Raw genomic sequence first — 13,744 nt, 5'->3', positions numbered from 1 at the left:
GAAAAGATGTCGCGATCAAGTCGCGTCTTTTCAGGCAGTATAGGGGACACACTTTGTGTTCCCTATTTTTAAAACTATATTTACAAACCTTTTTTTCTCTTGCATAATAGAAAACGGCAATGTTTACACTTGGAGGTTATTATGGAAAAACCAAAATACAAACGTATCGTATTAAAGCTTAGCGGGGAAGCATTGGCAGGGGAACAGGGTAACGGAATTAACCCTACTGTCATTCAATCCATTGCAAAGCAAGTGAAAGAAATCGCTGAGCTTGAAGTCGAAGTGGCTGTTGTAGTAGGCGGCGGCAACTTATGGCGCGGAAAAACAGGAAGTGACCTGGGCATGGACCGCGCAACTGCAGACTATATGGGGATGCTGGCGACAGTGATGAACTCGCTTGCTCTTCAAGACAGCTTGGAAACACTCGGAATCCAGTCCAGAGTGCAAACATCCATTGAAATGAGACAAGTTGCTGAACCGTATATCAGAAGAAAAGCGATACGCCACTTAGAGAAAAAACGTGTCGTTATTTTTGCTGCGGGTACAGGAAACCCATATTTCTCAACTGATACGACAGCTGCACTGCGCGCTGCTGAAATTGAAGCAGACGTTATTTTAATGGCTAAAAACAATGTTGACGGTGTGTATAATGCTGATCCTAGAAAAGATGAATCAGCTGTAAAATATGAATCGCTTTCTTACCTTGACGTTTTAAAAGACGGCTTGGAAGTGATGGATTCAACAGCATCATCTTTATGCATGGATAATGACATTCCGCTAATCGTCTTTTCTATTATGGAAGAAGGAAATATTAAACGCGCCGTGACAGGCGAATCAATCGGAACGATCGTGAGGGGGAAATAACGTGTCAAAAGAAGTATTAACACAAACGAAAGAAAAAATGGAAAAAGCAATTGCTGCTTATCAGCGTGAATTGGCTACTGTACGCGCAGGCCGTGCGAACCCATCTTTATTAGATAAAGTAACAGTTGAATATTACGGAGCGCAGACACCTTTAAATCAGCTGTCTTCTATTAACGTGCCTGAAGCTCGTATGCTGGTCATAACACCATACGACAAGTCAGCAATCGGTGATATCGAAAAAGCAATTTTAAAAGCGGATTTAGGCTTAACGCCAACGAGCGACGGCAATATGATTCGCATTGCGATTCCTGCGCTAACAGAAGAAAGACGTAAAGAATTAGTCAAAGTTGTAAAAAAATATGCTGAAGACGCAAAAGTAGCTGTACGAAATGTACGCCGTGATGCGAACGATGATCTCAAAAAACTTGAGAAAAACGGAGACATCACTGAAGATGAGCTGCGTGCTTCCAATGAAGATGTTCAAAAACTGACAGATGAATATGTGTCGAAAATTGACAGTGTCACAAAAGACAAAGAAAAAGAAATCATGGAAGTTTAATGAAAAACTATGTACAATAGATAATAGTGAAAAGACCCTCTCATGTTTACAGGGGGTTTTTTTGTTAATACTGTTGATTACATTAGTTATCAGCAGGGAATGCAACCTTTTTGGGTGACGGAGGAATCTCATGCTCAACATACTCAAAAATTGGAAGAACCAGCAAACTGCGGCTTCCAACTTAGAACGCTATACAAAAGAAGACATACTTAAGGGAGAAATCCCCGAACACATCGCCATTATAATGGATGGAAATGGCCGTTGGGCTAAAAAACGCTCTCTCCCCCGAATTGCAGGCCACCACGAAGGAATGAAGGTGGTTAAAAGGACAACTAAGCTTGCTAACGAATTGGGTGTCAAAGTACTGACCCTGTACGCATTTTCAACAGAAAACTGGAAGCGGCCAAAAATGGAAGTTGATTTTTTGATGAAGCTTCCTGAAGAGTTTTTAAATACGTATCTACCGGAACTTGTTGAGGAGAATGTGCAGGTCCGGATTATAGGAGATGAATCAGCCTTGCCGCCGCACACAATGCGAGCGATTGAAAAGGCTGTAAAGGATACGGCGCAAAATGACGGGCTGATCCTTAATTTTGCTCTCAACTATGGAGGGCGTACTGAAATTGTCACTGCTGCAAAAACACTCGCGGAAAAAGTGAAGGATGGTTCTTTGAAAATAGAAGACATTGATGAATCGCTTTTTTCTAATCATTTAATGACTGAATCTTTGCAGGATCCTGAACTTTTAATTCGAACGAGCGGCGAGATTAGACTAAGCAACTTTATGCTTTGGCAGGTTGCCTACAGTGAATTTGTCTTTACTGACGTTCTGTGGCCTGACTTTAAAGAAAATCATTTCTTGCAGGCGTTAGGAGAATATCAGCAACGGGGCCGGAGGTTTGGCGGAATTTAGAGGATGGTGGACATGAAACAAAGAATTTTGACAGGTGTTCTGGCAGCAATTGTATTTTTATTTTTAGTTATTGTCGGGAATTTGCCGTTCACCATATTAGTTTATGCAATGGGCAGTGTAGCACTTTTTGAGCTTTTGCGGATGAAAAAACTTAAGCTTGTTTCACTGCCTGGATTGATCAGTCTTTTATTGTTATGGATGTTCTTAATGCCAAGCCAGTATTCTTTTTTTGAAGCGAATGGTATCTCGAAAATTGAAACGGCTTTGTTCGCAGTACTGATTTTACTGACGTACACAGTATTGGTGAAGAACACTTTTACCTTTGATGAAGTCGGCTTTATTACCCTTGCAACGATTTACATCGGAATGTGTTTTCATTATTTTATTGAAATCAGAAACCTTGATCAGCACGGGCTGACATACATTTTTTATGCCTGTGTCGTGATTTGGTCGACTGATTCCGGTGCATATTTTGTCGGGAAATCGCTTGGGAAACGAAAATTGTGGCCTGAAATCAGCCCTAATAAAACAGTTGAGGGATTTGTAGGCGGAATCGTCATTGCACTTGTACTTTCGACGATTTTTCAGCTTGTCGCAAACCTGCCGATCCCATACTTCTATCTGCTTTTGATCACACTGTTTTTGTCTGTTTTCGGACAGATTGGGGATTTAGTAGAATCCGCTCTGAAAAGACATTACGATGTAAAGGATTCTGGGAAGATCCTTCCCGGGCATGGCGGTGTCCTAGACCGTTTTGACAGTTTTTTGTTTGTCATGCCTTTCTTGTACTTTCTGCTTGCCCTTTTTTCATAAAAAAGTCTAATATGAATATGAGACTGAATATGCAGCAAAAAGAATAGGAGTAGTGGCACTTTGAAAAATATTTGTCTTTTAGGAGCAACAGGATCAATCGGCGAACAGACTCTTGACGTATTGCGTACGCACCAAGACCAATTTCAGCTGGTATCTATGTCGTTCGGCAAAAATATTGATAAGGCCGTGCCGATGATAGAGGCCTTTCAGCCGAAGTTTGTATCTGTCGGTGATCTGGATACATATCACAAATTAAAACAAGTTTCTTTTTCATTTGATTGCCAGATCGGGCTTGGAGAAGAAGGCCTGATTGAAGCGGCAGTTATGGAGGAAGTCGATATTGTTGTCAATGCCTTGCTTGGAAGTGTCGGTCTCATCCCTACGTTAAAGGCGATCGAACAGAAAAAAACAATTGCGCTTGCAAATAAGGAAACTCTTGTCACTGCCGGGCATATAGTTAAAGAACATGCTAAGAAATACAATGTTCCGCTGCTGCCCGTTGACAGTGAGCATTCAGCCATTTTTCAAGCCCTACAAGGCGAACAGGCTAAAAACATTGATCGCCTTATCATTACGGCGTCCGGCGGAAGTTTTCGGGACAAGACGCGGGAGCAGCTCGAATCAGTTACAATTGAAGATGCATTACAGCACCCGAATTGGTCAATGGGTGCAAAAATTACGATTGATTCGGCTACAATGATGAATAAGGGATTAGAGGTGATTGAGGCGCATTGGCTTTTCGATATTCCATACGAACAAATCGATGTGGTCTTACATAAGGAGAGCATCATCCATTCCATGGTAGAGTTTCATGACAAAAGTGTGATTGCACAGCTCGGCACTCCTGATATGAGGGTTCCGATTCAATATGCGCTCACCTATCCCGACCGATTGCCATTGCCAGACGCCAAAAGGCTCGAGCTGTGGGAAATCGGCAGTCTTCATTTTGAGAAAGCTGACTTTGACAGGTTCCGCTGCTTACAATTTGCCTTTGAATCAGGTAAAATAGGGGGAACAATGCCGACTGTGCTAAACGCGGCAAATGAAGTGGCTGTCGCCGCCTTTTTAGCGGGCAAGATATCGTTTTTAGCGATTGAAGACTGTATCGAAAAGGCATTAAACCGCCATCAGCTTATTCAAAAGCCTAGCTTGGCAGACATTCAGGAAGTGGACAAAGATACCCGGGGATACGTCAATTCAATACTCACATAAGGTGGTATGTTCGTGAATACAGTTATAGCGTTTATCATTATTTTCGGAACGCTCGTTTTCTTCCATGAACTGGGCCATTTGTTGTTAGCCCAAAGAGCGGGAATTTTGTGCCGTGAATTTGCGATCGGTTTTGGTCCAAAAATCTTTTCATTCAAAAAAAATGAAACGGTGTATACGATCAGACTTCTCCCGGTCGGCGGATTTGTCCGCATGGCCGGCGAAGATCCGGAAATGATTGAGGTGAAACCTGGCTACACGATCGGGCTTCTTTTTAACAAAGAGGATCAGGTTGAAAAAGTCATCATCAATCAAAAGGAAAAATACCCGGATGCTTTAATTATCGAGGTGGAAACGGCGGACCTAGAGCATGACATGAAGATCACCGGCTATGAACAGGGGAAAGAGGATGAGCTTTCCAGCTTTAGTGTGAGTGAAACCTCCTTTTTCATTGTAGACGGAGAAGAAGTTCAGATCGCGCCGTATAACCGCCAGTTTGGTTCCAAACCTGTGTGGCAGCGAATTAAGGCGATTGCCGCAGGTCCGATTATGAATTTCATATTGGCTTATGTCATTTTAGTGATGCTTGGGCTGATTCAGGGTGTTCCGTCAAATGAGCCTATGCTTGGACAACTGACAGACAACGGACGGGCAGCCGAAGCAGGGCTAAAAGAAGGAGATTACATTCAAAGCATTAACGGAGAGAAGATGAGGTCCTGGACCGACATTGTCTCTGCGGTAAAAGAAAACCCGGAAAAAGAAATTGACGTTGAGGTAAAAAGAGATAACAAAACGCTCCACATTTCAGTTACTCCGGAAGCCGTTAAAGATGAGAACAAAAAAACAATCGGCCGCTTTGGTTCTTACGCGCCTACTGAGAAAGGCGTTCTCTCAGCAGTTGCTTATGGTGCAACATCAACTGTTGATGTTACAAAAGCGATATTAACAAATCTCAGTAAATTAGTGACAGGACAATTTAAAATTGATATGCTTTCAGGTCCTGTCGGCATATACGATATGACAGACCAAGTGGCAAAAACGGGAATCATTAATTTATTCCAGTTTGCTGCATTTTTAAGTATTAACCTAGGTATCGTCAACCTGCTTCCGATTCCGGCTCTTGACGGCGGAAGACTGTTGTTTCTATTTATAGAAGCCATTCGGGGCAAACCGATCAACAGAGAAAAAGAAGCCTTTGTGGTGTTTATCGGAGTCGCTTTCCTAATGCTTCTTATGCTGGTCGTTACATGGAACGATATCCAGCGGCTGTTTTTGTAAATGAAAAGTAAATCAATCAGAGGTGCGAAGAAATGAGACAAAGCTTGACGCTTATTCCTACGCTCCGTGAAGTTCCAGCTGATGCCGAAGCGAAAAGTCATCAGCTTCTTCTAAGAGCAGGATTTATCAGACAGAATACGAGCGGGGTATACAGCTATATGCCTCTTGCGTATAAGGTTATTCAAAACATTCAGCAGATCGTCCGTGAGGAAATGGAAAAAATCGACGCTGTAGAAATGCTTATGCCCGCGCTGCAGCAGGCTGAGACATGGCAGGAATCAGGCAGATGGTATACGTACGGTCCTGAACTGATGAGACTTCAAGACCGTCACGGCCGTGAATTTGCTTTAGGGGCAACGCATGAAGAAGTGATCACTTCACTCGTTCGCGATGAGGTTAAATCCTATAAGCGTCTCCCTCTGACTCTGTACCAAATCCAGTCTAAATTCAGGGATGAAAAACGCCCGCGCTTCGGTTTATTAAGAGGCCGCGAATTCATTATGAAGGATGCTTATTCTTTCCATGCTTCTGAAGAGAGCTTGGATGAAACATATCAAAAAATGTACAATGCGTATTCTAATGTTTTCGCCCGCTGCGGCATTAATGTAAGACCTGTTATCGCTGACTCAGGTGCCATGGGTGGAAAAGATACACATGAATTTATGGCACTTTCTGAAATCGGAGAGGATACCATTGCGTACTCTGATGAATCACAATATGCAGCCAATATCGAAATGGCTGAAGTTCTTTATCAGGAAGTCACTTCAAATGAAGAGCCTATCGCTTTAGAAAAAGTGCACACTCCTAATGTGAAAACGATCGATGAGCTGACTGCATTTTTACAGGTTTCAGCTGAAGCCTGCATTAAATCGGTATTGTTTAAAGCGGATGACCGTTTTGTTCTGGTGCTTGTAAGAGGGGATCACGAAGTGAATGATATTAAAGTGAAGAATCTCCTGCATGCAGAGGTTATGGAACTTGCTTCTCATGAAGAGGTCGTTCAGCAGCTTGGAACAGAGCCTGGTTTTGTCGGACCTATCGGTGTGAATCAAGAGATTGACGTCTATGCAGATTTCGCTGTTAAAGCAATGGTTAATGCTGTTGCCGGTGCGAATGAAGGAGATTATCATTATAAAAATGTCAACGTAACCCGCGATGCGCAAATTAAAGAATTTGCCGATCTTCGCTTTATTAAGGAAGGCGACCCGTCACCAGACGGCAAAGGCACGATCCGTTTTGCAGAAGGAATCGAAGTCGGACAAGTCTTTAAGCTTGGAACTCGTTATTCTGAAGCGATGAATGCGACATATTTAGATGAAAACGGACGAGCACAGCCAATGCTGATGGGCTGTTACGGAATCGGTGTTTCCAGAACCCTTTCTGCTATTGCTGAACAGCATCACGACGAAAAAGGCTTAATATGGCCAAAAAGCGTCGCGCCGTATGATCTTCATATTCTTGCACTGAATATCAAAAACGATGCGCAAAAAGAATTGGCTGAAAAGCTGTACGCTGATTTAAAGGCGAAAGGCTATGAAGTGCTGTATGACGATCGTGCGGAACGCGCCGGCGTAAAATTTGCTGACTCGGATCTAATCGGTCTTCCAATCCGTATTACTGTCGGCAAACGGGCTGATGAAGGAATTGTGGAAGTGAAAATCCGCAAAACAGGTGAGTCAACAGAAGTTTCTGTTGATGAGTTATCTGCTTTTATCAGCAAGCAGTAAACACCATAACGATTTATCAAAAAACATGTTAAAATAGAAATAATAGAAGGTACCTCATTGCCTGAGGTACCTTCACTTATGATGTTTTTAGGGGGGATACTGTCTTAATGGAACAGTTATCAGTAAACAGAAGGCAGTTTCAAATTCTTCTGCAGCAGATTAATATGACAGATGATACCTTCATGACATACTTTGAAGATGGCGAGATTAAAAAGCTGACGATACACAAAGCATCTAAATCTTGGCATTTTCATTTTAAATTTAAATCTTTGCTGCCTTATCAAATATATGACATGTTAACCATGAGGCTGACGCAATCGTTTGCCCATATTGCAAAAGTGACGTCTTCAATCGAAGTGCATGATGCCGAGGTTGATGAAGGCCTCGTGCAGGATTACTGGACACGCTGCATTGAAGAGCTGCAAGGCATTTCACCGCCGATTATCAGTCTCTTAAGCCAGCAAAAACCAAAGCTGAAGGGCAACAAACTGATTGTCAAAACAAAAACGGATACAGAAGCATCTGCTCTTAAGAACAAATACAGTGCGATGATTCAAGCGGGATACCGTCAATTTGGGTTTCCAGATTTTCAGCTTGATGCTGAAATATTTGTATCTGATCAAGAAGTGCAAAAGTTTCGGGAACAAAAGCTAGCTGAAGATCAAGAACGGGCGATGCAGGCTTTAATTGAAATGGAGAAGAAAGATAAAGAAAGTGATGAAGATCAAGCTCCTTCAGGGCCTCTTGTTATCGGCTATCAAATTAAAGATAACGAGGAAATCAGAACACTTGACAGCATAATGGACGAGGAACGGAGAATTACGGTTCAGGGCTATGTGTTTGATGTGGAAACCAGAGAACTGAAAAGCGGGCGCACGCTGTGCATCTTCAAAATTACTGACTACACAAATAGTATCTTAATTAAAATGTTTGCAAGAGAAAAAGAAGATGCGGCCTTGATGAAGTCTCTGAAAAAGGGCATGTGGGTAAAAGCGCGCGGAAGCATTCAAAACGACACCTTTGTCCGAGATCTGGTCATGATTGCAAACGATGTAAATGAGATAAAAGCAAAAAACCGTGAAGACACGGCGCCTGAAGGAGAAAAAAGGGTAGAATTGCATCTGCATTCCCCAATGAGCCAAATGGATGCTGTAACAGGCATCGGAAAGCTTGTTGAACAGGCGAAAAAATGGGGGCATGAGGCGATCGCTTTGACTGACCATGCTGTCGTTCAATCCTTCCCAGATGCGTATTCTGCTGCCCAAAAACATGGAATTAAAATGATTTACGGAATGGAAGCCAATATCGTGGATGACGGGGTGCCGATTGCTTATAATCCCGCACACCGTTTGCTTGATGAAGAAACATATGTCGTTTTTGACGTCGAAACAACCGGACTTTCCGCTGTGTATGATACGATTATTGAACTGGCGGCTGTAAAAGTGAAAGGCGGGGAGATCATTGATAAGTTTGAGTCATTTGCCAACCCGCATCGTCCGCTTTCGGCGACAATCATTGAACTGACAGGCATCACTGATGATATGCTGGTCGACGCGCCGGATGTAATAGACGTGATAAGAGATTTCAGAGAATGGATTGGCGATGATATTCTCGTCGCCCATAATGCAAGCTTCGATATGGGATTTTTAAACGTTGCTTTCAAAAAGCTTCTCCAAGTTGAAAAAGCAAAAAATCCTGTCATTGATACACTGGAGCTCGGCCGTTTTCTTTATCCGGAATTTAAGAATCACCGTCTGAACACGCTGTGTAAAAAGTTTAACATTGAACTTACACAGCACCACCGCGCGATCTACGATACCGAGGCAACCGCTTATTTGCTTTTGAAAATGCTGGAGGATGCTGCTGAAAAGGGCATTCAGTATCATGACCAGCTGAATGAAAATATGGGTCAGTCCAACGCTTATCAAAGGTCAAGACCGTATCATGCAACAGTGCTGGCGGTGAACAGCACAGGCTTGAAAAACTTATTTAAGCTCGTTTCACTTTCCCATATTCATTATTTTTACAGAGTGCCGCGTATTCCAAGGTCTCAGCTTGAGAAATACAGGGAAGGCCTTCTGATCGGTTCAGCTTGCGACAGAGGAGAGGTTTTTGAAGGCATGATGCAAAAGTCGCCGGAAGAGGTGGAGGATGTTGCGTCATTCTACGATTATCTCGAGGTTCAACCGCCTGAGGTGTACCGCCACTTGCTTGAGCTAGAACTGGTTCGCGATGAAAAATCGCTGAAAGAAATCATTACGAATATCACCAAACTCGGTGAAAAGCTTAATAAACCTGTTGTCGCAACAGGAAATGTTCATTATTTGAATGATGAGGACAAAATTTACAGAAAGATTTTAGTATCCTCTCAGGGCGGCGCGAATCCGCTGAACAGACACGAACTCCCGAAAGTGCATTTCAGAACGACAGATGAAATGCTTGAAGCCTTTTCCTTCTTAGGAGAAGAAAAAGCGAAGGAAATCGTTGTCACCAACACACAAAAGGTTGCGTCTTTAATTGAAGACATCAAGCCGATTAAAGATGATTTATATACGCCGAAAATCGAAGGCGCTGATGAAGAGATCAGGGAAATGAGCTATCAGCGTGCACGAAGCATTTACGGAGAGCAGCTCCCTGAAATCGTTGAAGCGCGTATTGAAAAAGAACTGAAAAGTATCATCGGCCACGGCTTTGCTGTTATTTATTTGATCTCTCATAAACTCGTAAAGAGATCTCTCGATGACGGGTATCTGGTAGGGTCACGGGGATCGGTAGGTTCTTCATTAGTTGCGACACTTACTGAGATCACAGAGGTGAACCCGCTGCCACCGCACTATATATGTGCTGAATGCCAGCATTCTGAGTTCTTTAATGACGGATCTGTCGGTTCAGGTTTTGACCTGCCTGACAAAATGTGTCCTCATTGCGGAACGCCTTTGAAAAAAGACGGGCACGATATTCCGTTTGAAACGTTCTTGGGATTTAAAGGGGATAAAGTACCTGATATCGATTTGAACTTCTCAGGGGAATATCAGCCGCAGGCCCACAATTATACAAAAGTATTGTTCGGAGAAGACAACGTATATCGTGCGGGAACGATCGGCACGGTTGCAGAAAAAACAGCCTACGGTTACGTAAAAGGCTATGCCGGCGACAATAATCTCCATATGCGCGGCGCCGAAATCGACCGGCTTGTGCAAGGCTGTACAGGTGTAAAACGGACGACCGGACAGCACCCTGGCGGTATTATCGTAGTTCCGGATTATATGGATATTTATGATTTCTCTCCGATTCAGTTTCCGGCAGATGCGACAGGTTCTGAATGGAAAACGACTCATTTTGACTTCCATTCCATTCATGACAACCTGCTGAAGCTTGATATTCTGGGGCACGATGACCCGACGGTAATCCGTATGCTTCAAGATTTAAGCGGAATTGATCCGAAAACGATTCCGACAGATGACCCTGAAGTAATGAAAATCTTCCAAGGAACCGAATCACTCGGTGTCACACAGGAACAGATTGGATGTAAAACGGGCACTCTGGGAATTCCTGAATTCGGAACCCGCTTTGTCCGGCAAATGCTTGAAGACACAAAGCCGACAACGTTTTCTGAGCTCGTTCAGATTTCAGGGCTGTCTCACGGAACAGATGTATGGCTCGGCAATGCGCAAGAGCTCATTCACAATAATATTTGTGAGCTGAGTGAGGTGATCGGCTGCCGTGATGACATTATGGTTTATTTAATCTATCAAGGGCTCGAGCCGTCACTGGCGTTTAAAATTATGGAATTTGTCCGTAAAGGAAAAGGTTTAACGCCTGAATGGGAAGAAGAAATGAAAAATAACAATGTCCCAGACTGGTATATCGATTCCTGCAAAAAGATTAAATACATGTTCCCGAAAGCCCACGCCGCGGCTTATGTATTAATGGCGGTCCGTATAGCTTACTTTAAAGTGCATCACGCGCTTCTGTATTATGCGGCTTATTTTACGGTTCGTGCAGACGACTTTGATATTGATACAATGATCAAAGGCTCCACAGCAATCAAAGCCGTAATGGAGGATATCAACTCCAAAGGGCTTGATGCGTCGCCGAAGGAAAAAAACCTTCTCACAGTATTAGAATTAGCGCTGGAAATGTGTGAAAGAGGCTATTCATTCCAAAAAGTCGATTTATACCGCTCCAGCGCAACGGAATTTATTATTGACGGCAACAGCCTGATCCCGCCGTTTAATTCTATTCCTGGATTAGGTACGAACGCCGCTCTAAATATTGTAAAGGCCCGTGAAGAAGGAGAATTTCTCTCAAAAGAAGATTTGCAAAAGAGAGGGAAAGTATCAAAAACGATTTTAGAGTATTTAGATCGTCACGGCTGTTTGGAGTCATTGCCGGATCAAAACCAATTATCGCTGTTTTAGCATATAAAAGCCGAATTTCTTAAGAAATTCGGCTTTTATGCATACATGAGCGGCAAAAGTGCAATCGTATGAGTAGAGCCCCTGTGATCAGCTTAACAGCGTAAAGGTAACGTATATCCATTTGCAATAAAAATATGGTTATGGTATAGTTTTATTGGAAATGCTAACGATTACCGAGGCAAAGAGTGGGGAAACCCGCTCTTTTGTATTGAACAAGACAATTTTGTCTCGACATGTTCATCGTTTACTTTAAAGCCCCTGCTCTTTTGAAGCAGGGTTTTTATGCAGAGTGACGAGACGAATATGATATCGACAGCACAAGGAGGAAGAACATGAGCAAAAAAGTGACTGACACCGTTCAAGAAATGGCTCAGCCAATCGTAGACAGCCTTCAGCTCGAACTCGTTGACATTGAATTTGTCAAAGAGGGTCAAAGCTGGTTCCTTCGCGTGTTTATTGATTCCGATGACGGTGTGGATATTGAGGAATGTGCCAAAGTAAGCGAAGCTCTAAGCGAGAAGCTTGATGAGGCAGACCCAATCAGCCAAAATTACTTTCTTGAGGTTTCATCCCCGGGAGCTGAGCGTCCATTAAAGAAAAAAGCCGATTTCGAAAAATCACTTGGGAAAAATGTATACATTAAGACCTATGAGCCGATTGACGGCGTAAAAGTGTTTGAAGGACAGCTGGCTGAATTCGATGGACAAACAGTGACAGTTGAGATGACAATCAAAACAAGAAAGAAACGGATCGATATTCCGTATGAAAAAATAGCTAACGCAAGATTAGCTGTAACATTCTAATGAATACAAGTTTTAAGGGGGGAGACCGTTAACATGAGCAGTGAATTATTAGATGCTCTCACCATTCTTGAAAAAGAAAAAGGCATCAGCAAAGAAATTATCATTGAAGCAATCGAAGCTGCTTTAATTTCTGCTTATAAGCGAAATTTTAATCAGGCGCAGAATGTACGGGTGGATTTGAACCGTGAAACAGGTACAATCCGTGTATTCGCAAGAAAAGATGTCGTTGATGAGGTATACGATCAAAGACTGGAGATCTCAATCGAAGAGGCGCAAAGCATCCACCCGGAATATATGGTAGGCGATGTTGTAGAGATTGAAGTAACGCCTAAGGATTTCGGACGCATTGCGGCCCAAACAGCGAAGCAGGTCGTGACACAGCGTGTGCGCGAAGCTGAACGCGGTGTGATCTATTCTGAGTTTATTGACCGTGAAGAAGACATCATGACTGGTATCGTCCAGCGCCTGGACAATAAATTTATCTATGTGTCTTTGGGCAAAATTGAAGCCTTGCTGCCGGTTAATGAACAAATGCCGAATGAAAGCTATAAGCCTCATGACCGCATTAAGGTGTATATCACAAAAGTAGAAAAAACGACGAAAGGCCCGCAGATTTATGTGTCAAGAACACACCCAGGCCTCTTGAAGCGTTTATTTGAAATCGAAGTGCCGGAAATTTATGATGGAACTGTAGAGCTGAAATCTGTTGCCAGAGAAGCAGGCGACCGTTCGAAAATTTCTGTTCGCACTGATGATCCTGATGTGGATCCGGTGGGCTCTTGCGTCGGTCCTAAAGGCCAGCGTGTACAGGCGATTGTCAATGAATTAAAAGGTGAAAAAATTGACATTGTCAACTGGTCGAATGATCCTGTAGAATTTGTCGCGAATGCGCTCAGCCCTTCGAAAGTGCTGGATGTCATCGTGAATGAAGAAGAAAAAGCGACAACTGTTATTGTTCCTGATTACCAGCTGTCTCTGGCGATTGGCAAAAGAGGGCAAAACGCACGCTTAGCTGCTAAATTGACAGGCTGGAAGATTGATATTAAGAGCGAAACAGACGCAAGAGAGCTTGGAATCTATCCGAGAGAACTTGAAGAAGACGACGAAGAGCCGCTCTTTACGGAGCCTGAAATTGCTGAATCGGATGAATAAGAGGT

The 13,744-nt window shown here is 43.1% G+C and carries 10 protein-coding genes; all 10 read left to right on the top strand.

The genetic code is table 11. The features are described from left to right. The first annotated feature begins 141 nt into the window (after window positions 1–141). The 10 genes from pyrH (at window position 142) to nusA (ending at window position 13,739) form a co-directional block, all read left to right on the top strand. Entirely contained in the window at window positions 142–864 is a 723-nt protein-coding gene (pyrH, locus tag ACQVGS_RS13270) for a UMP kinase (protein WP_010334275.1), read from the top strand. A 1-nt stretch (window position 865) separates the two neighbouring features. Further along, window positions 866–1,423, top strand: coding sequence for a ribosome recycling factor (frr, locus tag ACQVGS_RS13265; RefSeq protein WP_024121420.1), 558 nt, complete (start codon window positions 866–868; stop codon window positions 1,421–1,423). A 130-nt stretch (window positions 1,424–1,553) separates the two neighbouring features. Continuing rightward, a complete protein-coding gene (gene uppS / locus ACQVGS_RS13260; RefSeq protein WP_024121421.1) occupies window positions 1,554–2,336 on the top strand; it encodes an undecaprenyl pyrophosphate synthase in 783 nt (260 codons plus the stop codon). A 3-nt stretch (window positions 2,337–2,339) separates the two neighbouring features. Further along, window positions 2,340–3,149 carry a phosphatidate cytidylyltransferase gene (gene cdsA, locus ACQVGS_RS13255; protein ID WP_081638302.1) on the top strand — a complete coding sequence of 270 codons (810 nt, stop codon included), beginning with the start codon at window positions 2,340–2,342 and terminating at the stop codon, window positions 3,147–3,149. Between the two features lie 60 nt (window positions 3,150–3,209). Then, window positions 3,210–4,361 (top strand): 1-deoxy-D-xylulose-5-phosphate reductoisomerase, encoded by a 1,152-nt coding sequence (dxr, locus tag ACQVGS_RS13250; protein WP_024121423.1) that lies wholly within the window; start codon window positions 3,210–3,212, stop codon window positions 4,359–4,361. A 6-nt stretch (window positions 4,362–4,367) separates the two neighbouring features. Next, window positions 4,368–5,636 (top strand): RIP metalloprotease RseP, encoded by a 1,269-nt coding sequence (gene rseP, locus ACQVGS_RS13245; RefSeq protein WP_081638303.1) that lies wholly within the window; start codon window positions 4,368–4,370, stop codon window positions 5,634–5,636. A 32-nt stretch (window positions 5,637–5,668) separates the two neighbouring features. Continuing rightward, window positions 5,669–7,363 (top strand): proline--tRNA ligase, encoded by a 1,695-nt coding sequence (gene proS, locus ACQVGS_RS13240; RefSeq protein WP_106020719.1) that lies wholly within the window; start codon window positions 5,669–5,671, stop codon window positions 7,361–7,363. A 107-nt stretch (window positions 7,364–7,470) separates the two neighbouring features. Next, window positions 7,471–11,784 carry a PolC-type DNA polymerase III gene (locus tag ACQVGS_RS13235; protein ID WP_024121426.1) on the top strand — a complete coding sequence of 1,438 codons (4,314 nt, stop codon included), beginning with the start codon at window positions 7,471–7,473 and terminating at the stop codon, window positions 11,782–11,784. Between the two features lie 332 nt (window positions 11,785–12,116). Beyond that, window positions 12,117–12,587: a ribosome maturation factor RimP gene (gene rimP, locus ACQVGS_RS13230; protein ID WP_024121427.1), complete on the top strand. Its 471-nt coding sequence runs from the start codon at window positions 12,117–12,119 to the stop codon at window positions 12,585–12,587. A 33-nt stretch (window positions 12,588–12,620) separates the two neighbouring features. Further along, the gene (gene nusA / locus ACQVGS_RS13225; protein ID WP_095713844.1) at window positions 12,621–13,739 is read left to right on the top strand and encodes a transcription termination factor NusA; all 1,119 of its coding nucleotides are present in this window, start codon (window positions 12,621–12,623) and stop codon (window positions 13,737–13,739) included. The last annotated feature ends 5 nt before the right edge of the window (window positions 13,740–13,744 follow it).

The sequence above is a fragment of the Bacillus sp. SD127 genome, from assembly GCF_058566445.1.
Note: the sequence above shows the minus strand (reverse complement) of the source record. Positions and strands in the feature narration are given on the sequence as shown.